We start from the raw sequence: 17,766 nt of genomic DNA on the forward strand, positions 1-17,766 counted from the left end.
GCAGACTGCCGATGGGGGAACAGACTGCCGATGGGGAAAGCGGAACGGCCGGGCCACCCCCGTCGTGTGGGAGGTGGTCCGGCCGTCCGTCAGAAGTACAACGTGCAGCTGATGATCGATCAGCGCTTCGAGTACTGGGGAGCCTTACGGGCCTTCTTGAGGCCGTACTTCTTGCTCTCCTTGACCCGCGCGTCCCGGGTCAGGAAGCCGGCCTTCTTCAGCGACGGGCGGTCGTCCGGCTCGCTGACGATCAGCGCACGGGCGATCGCCAGCCGGAGCGCGCCGGCCTGGCCGGTGGTGCCGCCACCCCGCAGGTTCGCGATGACGTCGAACGTCTCCGCCTTCTCGGCGGTGACCAGCGGGTCCTTGATGAGCTGCTGGTGCACCTTGCTCGGGAAGTAGGCCTCGAGGTCCCGACCGTTGCAGGTGATCTTGCCGGAGCCGGGCACGATGCGGACCCGGACGATGGCCTCCTTGCGACGGCCCACGGTCTGGATCGGCCGGTCACCACGGGGCGCGCGGGCGACGGGCGCCGGCGCCTCGGTGGCCTCGGGGGCGACCTCGGTGGCGGTGATGTCGGTCATGCTGATTCCTTCGCCCGCGCTCACTGCGCGATCTGCTTGATCTCGAACGGCACCGGCGACTGCGCGCCGTGCGGGTGCTCGGCACCGGCGTAGACCTTCAGCTTCTTGATGAGCTTACGGCCGAGCTTGTTGTGCGGAAGCATCCCCTTGACAGCCAGCTCGATGGCCCGCTCGGGGCGCTTGGTCAGCAGCTCGTCGTAGCCGACCTGCTTGAGACCACCCGGGTAGCCGGAGTGGCGGTAGGCGATCTTCTGCTGCCGCTTGTTGCCGGTCAGCGCCACCTTGCCCGCGTTCACGATGACGACGAAGTCGCCCGTGTCGACGTGCGGCGCGAAAGTCGGCTTGTGCTTGCCGCGCAGCAGCGTGGCGGCGTGGGTGGCCAGGCGGCCCAGCACGACATCAGAGGCGTCGATGACGTGCCACTGACGCTCGATCTCACCCGGCTTCGGGCTGTACGTACGCACAGGTCTACCTTGTCTCGTCGTCGGTCTGGGGTCGCGCGCCGGGTGACCATGGTTCCAGGCCGGACCAGCACGCACGAACGACCAAGCGTACCTCAGGCGGCACGCCCCTAGATGTCGCACAACAGCAGGTAACGATACCCAACACCGCGTCGGACGGTCAAAACGGGGGTCCGGCACGCACGCCGGACCCCCGCTCGGATGGCCGGGCTCACACCCGGGCCCGGGCCATCCGTGCTCCGGGGCGCAGGTACGCGGCCCAGGTCACCACGAGCATCACCAGGAAGAACCCGACATAGAACCGCAGGGCCGGCTGAATGTTCCCATGGACCGACTTCGCCCAGGCGTAGCAGATCGGCACCAGAAAGCCACCGAAGGCACCGACCGACGAGATGATTCCCAGCGCACCGGCGGCCTGGCGGCGCATCTCGCGCATGATCTGCGGCGAACCGCCCAGGTCTTCCCCCTTGACCTGGAAGATCCTCGAGATCATCCGATAGGTCGACCCGTTGCCGATCCCGGTGGCGACGAAAAGCAGCATGAACGCCACGAAGAACACGGTGAGGTTGCGCTCCTGTGCCGAAAAGAGGGCCGCGTAGGCACCGCCGGCCATCAGCACGAAGCTCAGCACCGTGATTCGGGCGCCGCCGACGACGTCGGAGAGCCGGCCGCCGAGCGGCCGGAAGATCGAGCCCACTCCAGCGCCGAGGAACGCCCAGGACAGTGCGATGTCCGAGCGGTCGAAGACCGAGCTGAGCAGCGTCGGGAAAGCCGCCGAGTAGCCGATGAACGAGCCGAAGGTGCCGATGTACAGGAACGACATGATCCAGGTGTCCCGGTGTCGCAGCGCGGACCACACCGGTCCCGTGTCGGCCTTGGCCTCGGCCAGATTGTCCATGAACAAGAAGGCGCAGACCGCGGCGATCACTGCCAGCGGGACGTACATCAGGCCGGCTCGGGCCAGCGCGAGGCCGCCGCCGAGCACGATCACCTGGGGCACCACGAACTGCACGACGGCGACACCGATGTTGCCGCCGGCCGCGTTCAGCCCGAGCGCCCAGCCCTTCTCGCGTTCGGGATAGAAGAAGGAGATGTTCGCCATGCTGGAGGCGAAGTTCCCACCGCCGAAACCGGCCGTGGCGGCGATCAGCAACAACGGCAGATAGCCGATCTCGGGGTGCTGCACCGCCCAGGACAGCCCGGCGCTCGGGATGATCAGCAACAGGGCGGACACCGTGGTCCAGTTCCGCCCGCCGAAGACCGGCACCGCGAAGGTGTACGGCAGCCGCAGCAGCGCGCCGACGCCGCTGGGCACGGCGGTCAGCCAGAGCGCCTGGCCGGTGGTCAGCGTCCACCCGACGTCGTCCAGCCGGACGACGACGATGCTCCAGAGCAGCCAGACCGAGAAGCCGATGTGCTCGGCGAAGATCGAGTAGATGAGGTTGCGCCGGGCGATGCGGCGACCGGTGGTCCGCCAGAAACGGCCGTCCTCCGGGTCCCAGTGCCCGATCCACCGGCCCGGCCGGCGTTGCAGGTCGATCTTGTCCGCTGTCGTGGCGGGCACGCTTGGCGTGGTCGTCATCAGGCGCTCCTTCCGGCCGGGCCAGGTCGTGGCTCGCACGACCCTCCGACCGGTGTCGAGCGATCCCGGGCTGAAGGCTAGGCAGCCAGCGTTACCGGAGCGTTCGTCGACTGATTCGGGCGGGCAACGGTGATCGCACCGGCTTTTCGATCCGTCCGTGAGAGAGTGCTGTTCACAGCTCTCGCGGGACGCGCCTCACGGCACGCGCCGGATGCACATCACAGCTCTTGCAGGATGCGCAGCGCCCGGCCGACCCGCTGCATGGTCTCCACGTCGGCGACGTCCACGCATTCGGTGAACCACTTCCTCATCGGCGAGGAGAGCCGATCGGGCATCACCACCTGGGTACCCATCGGCACGGCGAGCGGCGAGTCTCGCAGCAACGCCGCCTCGGCCACCTCCGCCACGATCACGATCGGCACCGCCGTGGAGTTGTAGACGTCGGAGCTGACGACCAGCCCCAGCCGGTCCCGAGCGGCCTGGTCCATCCACGCCGACAGAGAGAGCGCCTCGCGCTTGGCGAACCGCCGGGCCTCCTCGATCGTCTCGTCTGAGAACGACAGGGTCACCTTGGCAGTCATGCGACTAGGTTGCCCCGTGGTGTGACCGATAGTCATCCATCGTGACGCAGGCCAACTGGCCACGTCGGGGCAATGGTGGATGGTGCGGACGCCGAGCACGGCACCCCAGCTCGTCCTCCCCGGTTCTCATCCTCCCACGATCCAGAAATCCACCCACGATCCAGGAAGCATCTCCCGAAATTTGGGCCGCGCCGGCTGGTGCGCTGCCTCAGGGCGCTGTGAGCCGCTCTTGACAGGACCGAAACAAATGGGACCCGGACCGGAAACCCCCCGCCGGCACGCTTCTCGGGCATGACAGACGGTGCACGACCCGCGACTGCACCGGGGCGGACACCCCGGGAGGCGGCAACGCACTGCCCGTACTGCGCCCTCCAGTGTGGGATGACGCTACGCGAGGAGAACGGCCGGGTCGCGGTGTCTGCCCGGCAGTTTCCCACCAACCGGGGCGGCCTCTGCCAGAAGGGCTGGACCGCCGCCGACCTGCTCGACCATCCGGAACGGCTCACCACGCCCCTGCTGCGAGACCCGGACAGCGGCGAGCTGCACCCGGCCAGCTGGGACACTGCCCTGGATCGGATCGTCGAGGAGATCAGCACCGTCCAGTCAAGCCACGGCCGGGACGCGGTCGCCGTGTTCGGCGGCGGCGGCCTCACCAACGAAAAGGCATACGCGCTGGGCAAGTTCGCCCGGGTGGAGCTGCGCACCCGGCACATCGACTACAACGGCCGGTTCTGCATGTCCTCGGCGGCCGCCGCCGGGATGCGCGCCTTCGGCGTTGACCGAGGGCTGCCGTTCCCCCTGTCGGACCTGGGCGACGCCGACACCCTGCTGCTGGTCGGCGCGAACCCGGCCGAGACGATGCCCCCGCTGGTGCGCTGGCTGACCGAACAGCGCCAGCACGGCGGAAAGCTGATCGTGGTAGACCCCCGGGTCACCGCCACCGCTCGCCTGGCCGACCTGCACCTGCAACCGCTGCCGGGCACCGACCTGGCGGTGGCGAGCGCGCTGCTGCACATCGCACTGACCGAAGGCCTGATCGACAAGGAGTACATCGCCGCCCGTACCACCGGCTTCGAGGACGTCCGCCGGGCCGTGGCCGCCTGGTGGCCGGCCCGCACCGAGGCACTCTCCGGGGTACCGGTGGCGGACCTGGAGGCGACCGCGCGGGCACTCGGCACCGCCGGACGGGCGGTCATCCTCACCGCCCGCGGTGCCGAGCAACATGCCAAAGGCGCCGACACCGTCACCGGGTACGTCAACCTGGCGCTCGCCCTCGGCCTGCCGGGCCGCCCCGGATCCGGGTACGGCTGCCTGACCGGGCAGGGCAACGGGCAGGGCGGCCGGGAGCACGGACAGAAGGCCGACCAGCTCCCCGGCTACCGGCGCATCGACGACCCCGCCGCCCGCGCGCACGTCGCCAAGGTCTGGGGTGTACCCGCCGCCGAGTTGCCCGGGCCCGGAAAGCCCGCGTACCGGCTGCTCGACTCGCTCGGCACCCGGAACGGGCCGAAGGTGCTGCTCGTCTTCGGTTCCAACCCGGTGGTCTCCGCGCCCCGGGCGGTCCGGGTCGAGGGCCGGTTGCGCGGTCTCGACCTGCTGGTGGTCGCCGATTTTCTGCTCTCCGAGACGGCAGCCCTCGCCGACGTGGTGCTGCCGACCGCCCAGTGGGCGGAGGAGGACGGCACCATGACCAACCTGGAGGGCCGGGTGCTGCGCCGCCGCGCGCTGCGCGAACCGCCACCCGGCGTCCGGACCGACCTGGCGATCCTCGCCGCCCTCGGCGCCCGCCTGAGGAAACGGCAGGGAGCGGACCCACCACCGTCACCGGGCGCCGAGAAGGTCCCCTTCCTCGCACCCGAGGCAGTGGGGCCGCGGGCGGTGTTCGAGGAGCTGCGGCGGGCGTCGGCCGGTGGGATCGCCGACTACGCCGGGATCACCTGGGACCGGATCGACACGCACGACGGCGCGTACTGGCCCTGCCCGGACCCCGACGGACCGGACACCCCCCGGCTGTTCGCCGAGCGCTTCCCCACCCCGGACGGGCGGGCCCGGTTCCACCCGGTCGAACACCGGCCCGCCGCCGAGGAGGTGTCCGCCGCGTACCCACTGCACTTCACCACCGGACGGGTCCTCGCCCAGTACCAGTCGGGCACCCAGACGCGGCGGGTGCCGGCGCTGCGCCAGGCTGCCCCGGAGGCCTTCGTCGAGCTGCACCCGGACCTGGCCAGCCGGCTCGGGATCGCCGACGGCGAACCGGTCCGGGTGGTCTCCCGCCGGGGTGAGATGGTCGCGCCGGCACGGCTCAGCCCGACGATCCGACCGGACACCGTCTTCGCGCCGTTCCACTGGGGCGGGGCCGCCCGGGCCAACTCGGTCACCAACGACGCCGTCGACCCGGTGTCCGGGATGCCGGAATTCAAGATCTGCGCAGTACGGGTGGAGAGGGTGGGGCGGGCGTGACCGAGCGGATCGTGATCGTGGGCAACGGGATGGCCGGCGCCCGCCTCGCCAGCGAACTGCACACGCGCGGCGGCGACCACAAGGTCACCGTGCTCGGGGCGGAGCCGTACCCGGCGTACAACCGGATCATGCTCTCCACGCTGCTGGCGGGGAAGATCGACGAGCCGGACGTGGAACTGGCCGAGGTCGCCGGGCAGGGCGTCGACCTGCGGACCGGGGTGACGGTGACAGCGATCGAACGGGCGGACCGCACGGTACGCACCGAGGACGGCGACCGGATCTCCTACCACCACCTGGTGCTCGCCACCGGCAGCCGTGCGGTGGTGCCGCCACTACCCGGGCTGGACGGTCCGGAACTGCCGCGGCGGGTCGCGCCGTTCCGCACCCTGGCCGACTGCCGCCGGATCCTCTCCATCGCCGGGAACGCGCGCCGGGTCCTGGTGCTCGGCGGTGGGCTGCTCGGCCTGGAGGCGGCCCGCGGGCTGGCCGCCCGCGGGCTCGACGTGGCGGTGGTGCACCCGGTGCCGCACCTGATGGAGCGGCAACTCGACGCGGCGGGTGCCGCCGTGCTCGCGCGGACGCTCGCCGACCTCGGTGTGACCACCCATCTGGCAGTCCCCGCCACGGCGGTGAGCGCCGACCCGCACGGCATCCGCCTCGACCTGGCCGACGGGCGGTCGATCGACGCCGACCTGCTGGTCCTCGCCTGTGGGGTGCGGCCCGACACCGAGCTCGCCGGATCGGCCGGGTTGGCGGTCGAACGGGGCGTGCTCGTGGACGACCGGCTGCGGACCAGCGACCGGTGTATCTCGGCGATCGGCGACTGCGCCCAGCACGACGGCGTGCTGACCGGTCTGGTCGCACCGGCGTGGGCGCAGGCACGGGTGGTGGCGCAGGTCCTCACCGGCGAGGAACCGCTGGCCCGCTACCGGCCGAAGCCGGTGGTGACCCGGCTCAAGGCGGCCGGTATCGACCTGGCCGCGATGGGCGACCCCGACGGCGACGGACCCGGCGAGGAGCTGACCTTCACCGACCCCGCCCGAGGCACGTACGCCCGGCTGCGCATCCACGACGAGCGGCTGACCGCCGCGGTCCTGCTCGGCGACAACCCGGCAGTCGGCACGGTCATCCAACTCTTCGACCGGGGCCAGCAGGTCCCCATCGACCGACGCTCCCTGCTGCTCGGCCGGGCGCTCGGCGCGGCCCCCGCCGAGCCGGCCGCGACGCCGGCGCTGATGCCGGACGCGGCAACGGTCTGCCGGTGCAACAACGTCAGCAAGGGGGCGCTCGTGAGCTGTTGGCGCTCCGGGGCCCGGACGGTCGACGCCGCGGTGGCGGCGACCCGGGCCGGTACGGGCTGCGGCGACTGCCGGGACGCGGTCGCCGGAATCGTCGGGTGGCTGTCCGGCGTGGACTCGGTGGAGGTGGCGCAATGAGCGAGCGCAGCGAGAACAGCAGCAGGCTCGGTGCGAGGTCGGCGCACGACGGCGCTGCTCACGCGGGCCCGTCACCGGCGCGCCGAAGATCACCGGTCCCCGGCCGAGGTCCCATCGGCGCTACCGCCGGCCACGCGGCCGGGGCGCGGACCGTTCGGCGAGGCGGAGCGCCGTCGTGAGCGCGGGCAGACTGGTCGTCGTCGGCAACGGCATGGTCGGGCAACGGTTCGTGGACGCGCTGCGCGCCCGGGACACGGACGGTCGGTGGCGGGTGACCGTGCTCGGCGAGGAGACCCGACCGGCGTACGACCGGGTTCGGCTCTCGGCGTTCCTCGACGGGGTGAACGCGGACGAGCTGAACCTGCACACTCCCGACGACGGCGTCGACCTGCGCCTCGGCGAGCCGGCCACGGCGATCGACCGGGCACGGCGGGTCGTCACGACGGCGGCCGGGGAGTACGGGTACGACATGCTGGTGCTGGCCACCGGGTCGTACGCGTTCGTTCCGCCGGTCGAGGGCACGGACCTGCCGGGGGTCTTCACCTACCGCACCCTGGACGACCTGGCGGCGATCCGCGAGCACGCCCGGGGCCGGCGCACCGGGGCGGTGATCGGCGGTGGGCTGCTCGGCCTGGAGGCCGCGAACGCGCTGCGGCTGCTCGGGCTCGCCACCAGCGTGGTGGAGTTCGCGCCCCGCCTGATGCCGGTGCAGCTGGACCCGGCCGGCGGCGCGATGCTGCGCCGATATGTCGAGGAACTGGGCGTGACCTGCCATCTCGGGGTGGCCACCAGCGCCCTGCGCGCCGGACCGACCGGGGCGGTGGCGGCACTGGAGCTGACCGACGGCGGTCGGGTCGGCGCCGACCTGGTCGTCGTCGCGGCCGGAATCCGACCCCGCGACGAACTCGCCCAGGCCGCCGGCCTGCCGCTCGGTCCGCGTGGCGGGGTGCTCGTCGACGGCACCGGCCGGACGGAGGACGAGCGGATCTGGGCGGTCGGCGAGTGCGCCGCGGTCGACGGCACCTGCCACGGCCTGGTCGCGCCGGGGTACGCCACCGCGGAGGTGGTCGCCGACCGGCTGGTCGGCGGCGCGGCCACCTTCCCCGGGGCGGACACCGCCACGAAGCTCAAGTTGCTCGGCGTGGACGTCGCCTCGTTCGGCGACGCGCACGGCACCACCAAGGGCTGTCTCGACGTGACGTTCACCGACCCGGCCACCCGGCTGTACGCGAAGCTGGTGCTCTCCGACGACGCGAGCACCCTGCTCGGCGGCGTGCTGGTCGGCGACGCGAAGGCGTACCCCGTTCTGCGCGCCAGCGTCGGCGGCCCGCTACCGGGGCCCCCACTGGCATTGCTCGCCCCGGCGGGCACGGGTACCGGGGCGAGCACGCTACCCGGCCCCGCCCAGGTCTGCTCCTGCAACGCGGTCACCCGCGACGACATCGACGCGGCGATCAGGGCCGGTGCCACCGACGTGCCGGCGCTGAAGACGTGCACCCGGGCCGGAACCAGCTGCGGCTCCTGTGTGCCACTGCTCAGGCAGCTGCTCGACGGCGCCGGTGTGAAGCAGTCCACGGCGCTGTGCGAGCACTTCGACGCGAGCCGCCAGGAGCTGTTCGACATCGTCCGGGTCCGCGGCGTCCGCACCTTCTCCCAGCTGATCGCCGAACACGGGCGGGGCCGGGGCTGCGACATCTGCAAGCCGGCGGTGGCCTCGATCCTCGCCTCGCTCGGCAACGGGCACATCCTCGACGGCGAGCAGGCGTCGTTGCAGGACACCAACGACCACTTCCTGGCGAACCTGCAACGCGACGGCAGCTACTCGGTGGTGCCACGGATCCCGGGTGGCGAGATCACCCCGGAGAAGCTGATCGCGATCGGCGAGGTGGCCCGGGACTTCCAGCTCTACACGAAGGTCACCGGCGGGCAGCGGATCGACCTGCTCGGTGCACGGGTCGAGCAGCTACCGCAGATCTGGCGCCGGCTGGTCGACGCCGGCTTCGAGTCCGGCCACGCGTACGGCAAGGCGTTGCGCACGGTCAAGTCCTGCGTCGGTTCGACCTGGTGCCGGTACGGCGTGCAGGACTCGGTCGGGCTGGCCATCGCGCTGGAGCTGCGCTACCGGGGCCTGCGCGCCCCGCACAAGATCAAGGCTGCGGTGTCCGGTTGCGCCCGGGAGTGCGCCGAGGCCCGCGGCAAGGACTTCGGCATCATCGCCACCGAGACCGGTTGGAGCCTCTACGTCGGCGGCAACGGCGGCTTCCGACCCCGGCACGCCGACCTGTTCGCCAGCGACCGCACCACGACCGAGTTGGTCACCCTGATCGACAGGTTTCTGATGTTCTATGTCCGCACCGCGGACCGGCTGCAGCGCACCGCCGCCTGGGTCGAGGCAATGGACGGCGGCCTGGACCACCTGCGCGCGGTCATCGTCGATGACTCGCTCGGGCTGTGCGCCGAACTGGACGAGGCGATGGCCCGGCACGTCGCTTCGTACTCCGACGAGTGGCGGGACGTGCTCGACGACCCGGTCCGGCTCCGCCGGTTCACCTCGTTCGTCAACGCGCCCGACGTGCCCGACCCCGCCATCCGGTTCACCTCCGAACGTGGCCAGCCGGTGCCCGCGCGTGCCGGGGCGGCCGGCGACCGGCAGCCGGTGGCGCTGGGGATGCCGGACGTGCGGCGATGAGCACGGCGACGCTCCGGTGGACGACGGTCTGCCCGCTGGACCGCCTGGACCCGGACCGGGGCGTGGCGGCGTTGGTTGACGGGGTGCAGATCGCGCTCTTCCGCACCGCCGACGACCTGTTCGCGATCGACAACCTCGACCCGGTGGCCGGGGCGTACGTGCTCTCCCGCGGGATCGTCGGCAGCCGGGGTGGTGTGCCGACGGTCGCCTCGCCGCTGCACAAGCAGGTATACGACCTGCGCACGGGGCACTGCCTGGACCTGCCGGGGACCGCCGTCCGGCGGCACGAGGTGCGCTGCCGGGGCGGGCTGGTCGAGGTGCGGCTGAGGTAGGTCCAGATGTGGCTGAGGTTGGTCCAGATGTGGCTGAGGTTGGTCCAGATGTGGCTGAGGTTGGTCCAGATGTGGCTGAGGTACGTCGAATCGTTACTCAGGTACGTCGAGGTGCGGCTGAGGTAGGAGGGGTGAATGCGCGACGAACTGGCCGGCTTCACCGTCGGGGTGACCGCCGACCGCCGACGGGACGAGTTGGCGGCGCTGCTCCAACGGCGGGGCGCCCGCGTGGTGCTCGCCCCCGCCCTGCGGATCGTGCCGCTCGCCGACGACACCGAGCTGCGGGACGCGACACGGGCCTGCCTCAACCGGCCACCGGACATCCTGATGGCCAACACCGGCATCGGCATGCGCGGCTGGCTGGAGGCGGCCGAGGGCTGGGGGCTGGCCGAGCCCCTGCGCTCGGTGCTCGGCGAGGCGTACGTGGTGGCGCGCGGCCCGAAGGCACGCGGCGCGATCCGCGCCGCCGGCCTCCACGACCAGTGGTCCCCCGCCTCCGAGAGCTGCGACGAGGTGGTCGACCACCTGCGGCGGCGTGGCGTCGCCGGGCAGGTGATCGCCATGCAGCTGCACGGCGAGCGACAACCCGAGTGCACGATGGCGTTGGAGGCCGCCGGGGCGACCGTGATCGAGGTGCCGGTCTATCGCTGGGCGCCGCCCACCGACCCGGCACCGCTGCACCGGCTGATCGACCTGGTCGCCGGCCGGCTGGTCGACGCCGTGACATTCACCTCCGCCCCGGCCGCCGAGGCGCTGCTGCGGGCCGCGGGGGACCGCACCGACGCGGTGCTCGACGCCTTCCGCGGCGACGTGCTGGCCGGTTGCGTGGGCGCGGTGACCGCGGAACCGCTGTTGCGGCGCGGCGTGCCGGTCGGCACGCCGAACCGGGCACGGCTGGGTGCGCTGGTCCGCACCATCGTCGACGAACTGCCCCGCCGCACGGTCACCCTGAAGGCCGCTGGCCACCTGCTCACCCTGCGCGGGCACGCGGCCGTGGTCGACGGTGAGCTGCGCTCGCTGGCCCCCGCCCCGATGGCGGTGCTGCGGGCGTTGGCGACCGTCCCCGGCCGGGTCCTGTCGCGGACAGCTCTGCTGCGGACGCTGCCGCGCGGTGCGGACGAGCACGCGGTGGAGATGGCGGTGGCGCGGCTCCGCGCCGGCCTGAGGGCACCCCGGGTCGTGCAGACGGTGGTGAAGCGCGGCTACCGCCTCCGCGTCGACTGACCGCGTGTCGCCCGCGGTCGACGGTGCCCGCGGGCGACGTGCCCGCGGTCGACGTGCCCGCGGTCGACGTGCCCGCGGGCGACGGTCAGCCGACCGGAGTTGGTTGGCCCCGGTCGCGCTCGGCCTGCAGGCGCGTCATAGCGTGCTCCACGACCGTCACGAGCACCTGCTTGACGGCGTCCCGCTGACGGGCGTCGGTCAGCACCAGGGGTACGTCCGCCCGGATCGCGAGCGCCTCACGTACCTCGTCCAGTTCGTAGTCCGGGGCGCCGTCGAACTTGTTGAGCGCCACCACGTACGGCAGGTTGCGGTTCTCGAAGTAGTCAAGCGGCGCGAAGGCGTCGGTGATCCGACGCGTGTCCACCAACACGGCCGCGCCCACGGCACCCCGGATGATCTCGTCCCACATGAACCAGAACCGGGTCTGGCCGGGCGTGCCGAACAGGTACAGGATCAGGTCCTGCGCCATCGTGATCCGGCCGAAGTCCATGGCGACGGTGGTGGTCTCCTTGCCGGGTACCTTGGACGGGTCGTCGATGCCGACACCGGCCGCGGTCATGACTGCCTCGGTGGTCAGCGGGGTGATCTCCGAGATCGCGCCGACCAACGTTGTCTTGCCGACGCCGAAGCCGCCCGCTATGACGATCTTCGCGGAGATGATCTCCCGACTGCGGCTCGCCCCGACGGGGTCATAGTTCGCGAAGTCCACTTAGCACCCTTCCAAGCAGGTTCATCCGCTCCTCGTAACCCACGGCGGGAGCGGCGGTGTGTAGCGTCAGCAGGCCCTCGGCCACCATGTCGGCGACCAGCACCCGGGTGACCCCCAACGGCATCCGGGTGTACGCGGCGACCTCCGCCAGCGATTGCGCCCGGCCCTCGCAGACCGTCGCGATGCGGTGCTTGTCGTGCCCCGCGAAGCGGGACTCGGCGACCGCGGTGGCACTCGCGGACAGCACCGCCTCCAGAGCAATGTCCTGTCGCGGCACGGTCCGGCCGCGGGTGACCGCGTAGGGGCGCACCAACTCGCCACGCGGGTCCGCACGCCGGTGGTCCATCCGCGGTCACCTCCCCTCTGCCCAACCGGAGCCCGCCGGCGCCGGATCACCTGTCCCTGTTCGGCGCGAGCCTGAGCGCCGGACCGGGCTACGAGCGCACCGTGTCCCTGGGCTGCGGCACCAGCGCAGCGCCGACGCGTTCCACCAGGAGCGCCATCTCGTACCCCACCTGGCCGACGTCGCAGCTGCGGGCCGCAAGCACGGCCATCGACGAGCCGTCGCTGATCGACATCAGGAACAGGTAGCCACTGTCCATCTCGATGACGGTCTGGAGCACACCACCGGCGCTGAACATCCGCGCCGCGCCGTCGGTCAGACTCACCACGCCGGAGGTGATCGCCGCGAGCTGGTCCGCCCGGTCAGCCGGCAGGTCCCGGGAGGAAGCGAGCAGCAGCCCGTCGGCGGACACCGCCACCACATGGGCGATACCCGCCACGCTGTCGGCAAAGTTGGTGAGCAGCCAACCCATGTCCTGCATGGCCGCTGGCCTGTTCATTGGCTCGTCTCCTTGTTCGAGGTGCTGGTCAGGTCCGTACCGGCCGCCCGCCCGCGCTGCACGCCGCGGTGGTAGGCCGACAACAGACCACGTACGTCGTCCGGCGTCCGGCGGGTGCGATCCCGGGCGCCCCGCGGTTCGATGCCGCCGGGGACGAGTTGCGCCTGTGGCACCCGCTTCGGCAGGCCGGAGCGGGTCATCCCACCGGCGGCCGGCTCGGCGGCGCGGGTGGCTCGGTTCCAGCCCTCGTCGGCCGCGGTCCGCCACGCCTCCGGGTCGGCCGTCGGCGGCGCCTGGCCGGCCACCGGCGCCTGGCCGGCCACCGGCGCGTCGGACGCTGTGCCGGGTGGGCCGTACGACGGCGGGGGCGGCGAAGCCGACGTGCCGGGAACCCGGGTGGGCAGCTTCGGCCGGGCCGACACCTCCGCCGCCGGGGCCGGCGGGGCCGGCGGGGCCGACTGGCTGAAGTCCGGCCGGGCGAAGATGGTGGTGACGTCCTCGCCGTGCGACCGGAACCAGACCGCCTCCATCTCACGGAAGATCGGTGCCTCCGCCGGCAGGTCGACCGGCGGGTTGATCGGCGTAGTCGGGGCCAGCGACGCGGTGGCGGCCAGGCCGGCACCGAGCCCGCCGGTGAAGCCGCTCCCCGCCCCGGCGGCGGTGCCCGCGCTGCCCGACAAGGTGGGGAAGGCGCCGGTGGCGGCCGGCGTGGAGCCCTCGGCTGCGGGGGCGCGCCGGGGCAACGGATCCACCGTCGGGTGCGCGGCGGTGGGCGTGCCCGCCGAGAATCCGCCGGTGACGACTGACCGCGCCGGAGTGGGGGCGTCGGCCGGCTGTGCCGGAGTGGGGGCGTCGGCCGGCTGTGCCGGAGTGGGGGCGTCGGCCGGCTGCGCCCCGCCCAGGCCGCCGGCCTGCACCGCCGACGTCGCGCCCCGGGCCTGTCTCGGAGCCTGCCACGGCACCGGCGGCGCCTGGTCGGTCCGCCACGGCTCCGGCAGGGTTACGGTCTTCGTCCCCCCGGTCACCGGTTCACCGACGCCGGCCGGGGTGAGCGGTGCCTGCTCCATGGCGATCGGCTGCCGGGGACGGGCGATCGGCTCCCGCGCGTGGATCGAGGGCAGGACCACGGCGGCTGTCGGCAGGGTCACCTGAGCGACTGTGCCACCCTCGACATTGCGACGCAGCTCGACCCGGATGCCGTAGCGGGCAGCGAGCCGGCTCACCACGGCCAGGCCCATCAGCCGGAACGCCGCGACGTCGACACTCGGCGGCTCGGCGAGTCGCCGGTTGAGCAGGTCCAACTGCTCGTCGGAGAGGCCGAGGCCACGGTCCTCGACCTGGATGAGCACGTAGTCGCGGATGCGCCGCGCGTCGGCGACCACGAGCGTGTTCGGCGGGGAGAACCGGGCGGCGTTGTCGAGCAGTTCGGCGACCAGGCGGACAACGTCGTTGACCGCGTGGGCGGCCACCGAGACGTCGGTGTCCACCGTGCCGAACTCGATCCGGTTGTACAGCTCCACCTCGGACTGCGCGGCCCGCAGCACGTCCACCAGCAAGGCATCCTCGCGGCGCGGGACAGCCGAGTCGGCACCCGCGAGGACCAACAGATTCTCGTCGTTGCGACGCATCCGGGTGGCCAGGTGGTCCAACTCGAAGAGACGGGCCAGCCGCTTCGGGTCCTCCTCCCCGCGTTCGATCGCGTCCAGCTCGCCGATCATCCGGTCGACCAGCGTCTGACTTCGCCGGGCCAGGTTGAGGAACATCGCCGAGACACTGGTCCGCAGGGCGGCCTGCTCGGCCGCCACTCGGACCGCCTCCCGGTGCACCACGTTGAAGGCGAGCGCGACCTGGCCGACCTCGTCACGGTTGTTGAGCTGGATCGGATCGCGCACCTGCCGCACGATCTCGTCGACGCCGCCCTCGCCCACGGTCTCCATGTTCTGCAGCCGCTTCACCGCGTCCGGCAGATCGTGGTTGGCCACCGCGAGGGCGCCCTCACGCAGCCGGTGCAGCGAGTGGTTCAGCGAACGGGCCAGGACCACGGCGAGGGTGACGGCGATAACGAGGGTGAGCAGCACCAACAGCGACTCGACGACAGCCTGCCGGAGGACGTCCGAGCGGGCCTGCTCGGCTTGGGCGAGCAGCGCGTCCTGCAACCGGATCTCGGCCCACCGCATCAGGTCGTTGACCGCGCCGATCGCGGCACTGGCGTCCGCCGCGCCCACCAGCGGCCGCTGCCCGACCGACCGGGTGATGTCGGCGGCGACCCGGTCGGCCAGGGTGACCGCGTCGCCGGAGACGGTGCTGTCGACCAGGGCCCGCTGGGCCGGGTCGGCCGCCAGGGTGAAGGCGAGCAGCGCCTCCTGCTGGCTGGTCAGGGTGGCCACGAAGGAGGAGAACTGCTCGTCGTCGAGCTGGCCGGCGCTCAGGGCGGTGTAGACGACCGACTCCTCCTCGGCGACGGCCGCCTTGGCGCGGGCGAAGGCGGCGACCGCACGCCGGGCGTCCGACAGCCGCTCCTCGCCGGGTAGTTGAGCCAGACCGTCACCGTAGGCGACCAGGTCGGTCAGGATCACGCCGTACCGCAGCGACGCCTCGGCGACGGCCATCTGCCGGCGGTCCAGCACCTGCTGGCGCGTCGCACCGAGGGTCTCCAGATGCTCGTCGATGGCCGCCAGCCGGTCCCGGACCGCGGCGGGCGCGTCACCGACCCGGCCCCGCTCCTCGCGGTAAGCCCTGACCCGCTCGTCGGTGCTGCGGACCAGCAGGTTGTACACGTCAGCACCCTGCCGCGGCACAGCCAGGTAGCCAGCCGCCGCCATGCGCTCGGCGTGCAGATCCTGGGTGAGCGCGGAGATGTCGATGGAGAGCTCGGTGAGCGCCTGTGCCCTGGTGGCGTCGTAAGCACCCGCACCGACCGCGACCAGACGGACGGTGGCCAGCGCGATGACGGCGGCCACCGGCACGACCAGGATCAGCGCCAGCTTGGACCGGATCCGGGCGTCGCGGAGCCGGGGCAGCCGGCGCGTCGGCCGTGCACTGTCGCCACCTGTGGGCAGGGTCGTCGGTCCGGTGCTCACGACATCGCCTCCGTCGTTTCTTCCACGCTTGACCCGCCGACCCGTGCCTGATGCAGCGGACAGCCCACGCGCGGCACGGCCGCGATTTCATCAGACGGGATCTGGTTTGGGAAGCCGCAGTGTGGCAGGAAACGGTCGGACGACACCGAACCAATGCACCGATCACCTACCGCCGCCGCCTTCCCAACGCTTTGAACAGGCAATGTAGACAGAGTGTGGCGAGGCGCATCGAATCAGTGACCGTTTGCAAACTTTGTGTTACCTCAACATGTGGGATGCACATCCCGAAAAGCTCGGCACCACCCGCTTGACCGCAGCATCCGATATTGGCAAGGTTTTGCAGGCTTTCGCGCACACCGAACGGCGGAAATCCCGCCCTCCATTGCGGACGGGCCAGTTCGGCGGCGCCCCGGGCCGCGCCCACGTCCACCTGGAGGACAACGTTGAGCCCCATCCGCTCCGCGAGCGTCGCCGCGCTCGCCTCGGTCGTCCTGGCAACCACTGTCACCGGCTGCCAGTTCGGCTCGGAGGAACGGGACACCAGCCCGATCGTCATCGCCGTCGACCTCGAGCTGTCCGGGCCCGCCGCGGCGGTCGGCAAGGCGTACCAGCGCGCCTTGGAACTAAAGGTCGAGCAACTGAACTCGTCCGGCGCGCTCGACGGCCGGCGGGTCGAACTCACGGTCAAGGACAATCGCTCCGACGCGAGCGAGTCGTTGCGCAACATCAACGACCTCAGCGACGACCCCCGGGTTACCGCGATCATCATGGGCGGCTGCGATGAATGCGCGGTCGGCGCCGCGCGGACCATCGACGAGAAGAGGGTCCCGACCATCGCGTTGGCCCCCTCCGACGCCATCACGAACCCGGTGGACCAACGCCGGTACGTGTTCAAGCTGGCCCCCAACGCGGCCGACAACGCCGCGGCCCTCACCACCGAGTTGCAGCGGGCCGGCGCCCGCGAAATCGGCCTGCTGCACAGCGACGACGACTACGGCCGGGAAGGACTCCGTGCGCTCGGCAACGAGTTCCGTACGGCGGGCGTGAAGATGGGCCGGGTGGCGACGGTCCGTGCCACCGACACCGACGTCACCCGCCAGGTCAAGATGCTCGTCGCCGACGAGCCGGACGCTTTGGTGCTCTGGACGCCCCCGGACCAGGCGACCCTGGCCGCGCTGGCCGCGCAGGAGGCGCGCTTCCGCGGCTCGCTCTACTTCGACGCCTCGGCCGCCGGGGACCTCTTCCTCGGCCCGTCGGCCCGGGAAACGGAACGCGCCACGTTGGTCTTCACCCAGACCATGGTCATCGACGACGTCATCGCCACCACACCGGCGAAGGCGGCACGACGGCAGTGGTTCAAGGCCTACACCGCCCGGTTCGGCGGCTTCCACGGCTCGTCATCGTTCGCCGCGGACGCCCTTCAGCTCGTCGCCGACGCCGTGCTGCGGACCGGTGCGGAACCCGGGACGGTCGACCGGGACGGCATCCGTGACGTGCTGGAGACGTCCCAGATGGATGGTCTCTCCGGCCCGATCCGGATGACCCCGGACAACCATTCCGGGCTGATGCCGCAGGCACTGACCACCCTGGTCGCGCGTAACGGGCGCTGGCGCCTGGCCGGCTAGCGCAGGCACCAGGGCTGGCCTCCGACGAGGCGGGCCAACGACGTCGCCACACGGCCGGGCCGCGACCAGAGCCGGAGCGACCCGGCCCCGGCGACCACGGCGCCGAGCCGGCGGACCGCCGGCGCAACACCGACCTGGACGCTGCGCACCACGCCGTGACT

At 72.0% G+C, this 17,766-nt stretch carries 15 protein-coding genes and 1 pseudogene; 6 read left to right on the top strand and 10 right to left on the bottom strand.

Features of this window, described 5'->3' with window-relative positions; all coding sequences use genetic code 11:
- Positions 1-119: 119 nt before the first annotated feature.
- The 5 genes and pseudogenes from rpsI to QTQ03_RS14680 form a co-directional block, all read right to left on the bottom strand.
- The gene (gene rpsI, locus QTQ03_RS14660; RefSeq protein WP_289278526.1) at positions 120-584 is read right to left on the bottom strand and encodes a 30S ribosomal protein S9; all 465 of its coding nucleotides are present in this window, start codon (positions 582-584) and stop codon (positions 120-122) included.
- A 20-nt stretch (positions 585-604) separates the two neighbouring features.
- Complete coding sequence (gene rplM, locus QTQ03_RS14665; RefSeq protein WP_091102704.1) at positions 605-1,048, bottom strand: 50S ribosomal protein L13; 444 nt, start codon at positions 1,046-1,048, stop codon at positions 605-607.
- 208 nt (positions 1,049-1,256) lie between these two features.
- Entirely contained in the window at positions 1,257-2,627 is a 1,371-nt protein-coding gene (locus QTQ03_RS14670; protein WP_289278527.1) for a NarK family nitrate/nitrite MFS transporter, read from the bottom strand.
- Positions 2,628-2,845: 218 nt separating this feature from the next.
- Positions 2,846-3,115, bottom strand: a complete 270-nt coding sequence (locus QTQ03_RS14675) for a hypothetical protein (RefSeq protein ID WP_289280833.1) — start codon at positions 3,113-3,115, stop codon at positions 2,846-2,848.
- Positions 3,092-3,208: pseudogene (locus tag QTQ03_RS14680) on the bottom strand (DUF6364 family protein); the annotation flags it as partial. The gene QTQ03_RS14675 and the pseudogene QTQ03_RS14680, both read right to left, overlap by 24 nt.
- Before the next feature lie 291 nt (positions 3,209-3,499).
- Between QTQ03_RS14680 and QTQ03_RS14685 the strand changes: the two are divergent.
- The 5 genes from QTQ03_RS14685 (at position 3,500) to QTQ03_RS14705 (ending at position 11,349) form a co-directional block, all read left to right on the top strand.
- Entirely contained in the window at positions 3,500-5,668 is a 2,169-nt protein-coding gene (locus QTQ03_RS14685) for a molybdopterin oxidoreductase family protein (RefSeq protein ID WP_289278528.1), read from the top strand.
- A complete protein-coding gene (locus QTQ03_RS14690) occupies positions 5,665-7,104 on the top strand; it encodes an FAD-dependent oxidoreductase (protein ID WP_289278529.1) in 1,440 nt (479 codons plus the stop codon). Before QTQ03_RS14685 ends, QTQ03_RS14690 begins: the two co-directional genes overlap by 4 nt.
- 175 nt (positions 7,105-7,279) lie before the next feature.
- Positions 7,280-9,793, top strand: coding sequence for a nitrite reductase large subunit NirB (gene nirB / locus QTQ03_RS14695; RefSeq protein WP_289278530.1), 2,514 nt, complete (start codon positions 7,280-7,282; stop codon positions 9,791-9,793).
- A complete protein-coding gene (gene nirD, locus QTQ03_RS14700) occupies positions 9,790-10,125 on the top strand; it encodes a nitrite reductase small subunit NirD (RefSeq protein WP_289278531.1) in 336 nt (111 codons plus the stop codon). Before nirB ends, nirD begins: the two co-directional genes overlap by 4 nt.
- A 135-nt stretch (positions 10,126-10,260) precedes the next feature.
- Entirely contained in the window at positions 10,261-11,349 is a 1,089-nt protein-coding gene (locus tag QTQ03_RS14705) for a uroporphyrinogen-III synthase (protein WP_289278532.1), read from the top strand.
- 85 nt (positions 11,350-11,434) lie between these two features.
- Here QTQ03_RS14705 and QTQ03_RS14710 read toward each other — a convergent pair whose 3' ends face one another.
- The 4 genes from QTQ03_RS14710 to QTQ03_RS14725 form a co-directional block, all read right to left on the bottom strand.
- On the bottom strand, positions 11,435-12,058 hold the full coding sequence (locus tag QTQ03_RS14710) for a GTP-binding protein (protein ID WP_289278533.1): 624 nt from the start codon (positions 12,056-12,058) through the stop codon (positions 11,435-11,437).
- Positions 12,039-12,404 (bottom strand): DUF742 domain-containing protein, encoded by a 366-nt coding sequence (locus QTQ03_RS14715; RefSeq protein WP_289278534.1) that lies wholly within the window; start codon positions 12,402-12,404, stop codon positions 12,039-12,041. The genes QTQ03_RS14710 and QTQ03_RS14715 overlap by 20 nt, the downstream gene beginning before the upstream one ends.
- Before the next feature lie 88 nt (positions 12,405-12,492).
- Entirely contained in the window at positions 12,493-12,900 is a 408-nt protein-coding gene (locus tag QTQ03_RS14720; protein ID WP_289278535.1) for a roadblock/LC7 domain-containing protein, read from the bottom strand.
- Positions 12,897-15,980, bottom strand: coding sequence for a sensor histidine kinase (locus QTQ03_RS14725; RefSeq protein ID WP_289278536.1), 3,084 nt, complete (start codon positions 15,978-15,980; stop codon positions 12,897-12,899). The genes QTQ03_RS14720 and QTQ03_RS14725 overlap by 4 nt, the downstream gene beginning before the upstream one ends.
- 443 nt (positions 15,981-16,423) lie before the next feature.
- On the opposite strand from QTQ03_RS14725, the gene QTQ03_RS14730 reads away from it, so the two are divergent.
- Positions 16,424-17,605 (top strand): ABC transporter substrate-binding protein, encoded by a 1,182-nt coding sequence (locus QTQ03_RS14730; RefSeq protein WP_289278537.1) that lies wholly within the window; start codon positions 16,424-16,426, stop codon positions 17,603-17,605.
- Here the strand turns inward: QTQ03_RS14730 and QTQ03_RS14735 are convergent.
- Positions 17,602-17,757 carry a hypothetical protein gene (locus tag QTQ03_RS14735; RefSeq protein WP_289278538.1) on the bottom strand — a complete coding sequence of 52 codons (156 nt, stop codon included), beginning with the start codon at positions 17,755-17,757 and terminating at the stop codon, positions 17,602-17,604. The genes QTQ03_RS14730 and QTQ03_RS14735 overlap by 4 nt on opposite strands.
- Positions 17,758-17,766 lie beyond the last annotated feature (9 nt).

It is taken from the genome of Micromonospora sp. WMMA1363 (assembly GCF_030345795.1).
GTDB lineage: Bacteria > Actinomycetota > Actinomycetes > Mycobacteriales > Micromonosporaceae > Micromonospora.

Coding starts and splice junctions, on each gene's coding strand:
- QTQ03_RS14720 (WP_289278535.1), bottom strand. CDS start 12,900: ATGAACAGGCCAGCGGCCATGCAGGACATGGGTTGGCTGCTCACCAAC.
- QTQ03_RS14670 (WP_289278527.1), bottom strand. CDS start 2,627: ATGACGACCACGCCAAGCGTGCCCGCCACGACAGCGGACAAGATCGAC.
- rpsI (WP_289278526.1), bottom strand. CDS start 584: ATGACCGACATCACCGCCACCGAGGTCGCCCCCGAGGCCACCGAGGCG.
- QTQ03_RS14715 (WP_289278534.1), bottom strand. CDS start 12,404: ATGGACCACCGGCGTGCGGACCCGCGTGGCGAGTTGGTGCGCCCCTAC.
- QTQ03_RS14705 (WP_289278532.1), top strand. CDS start 10,261: ATGCGCGACGAACTGGCCGGCTTCACCGTCGGGGTGACCGCCGACCGC.
- QTQ03_RS14675 (WP_289280833.1), bottom strand. CDS start 3,115: ATGGACCAGGCCGCTCGGGACCGGCTGGGGCTGGTCGTCAGCTCCGAC.
- QTQ03_RS14685 (WP_289278528.1), top strand. CDS start 3,500: ATGACAGACGGTGCACGACCCGCGACTGCACCGGGGCGGACACCCCGG.
- nirD (WP_289278531.1), top strand. CDS start 9,790: ATGAGCACGGCGACGCTCCGGTGGACGACGGTCTGCCCGCTGGACCGC.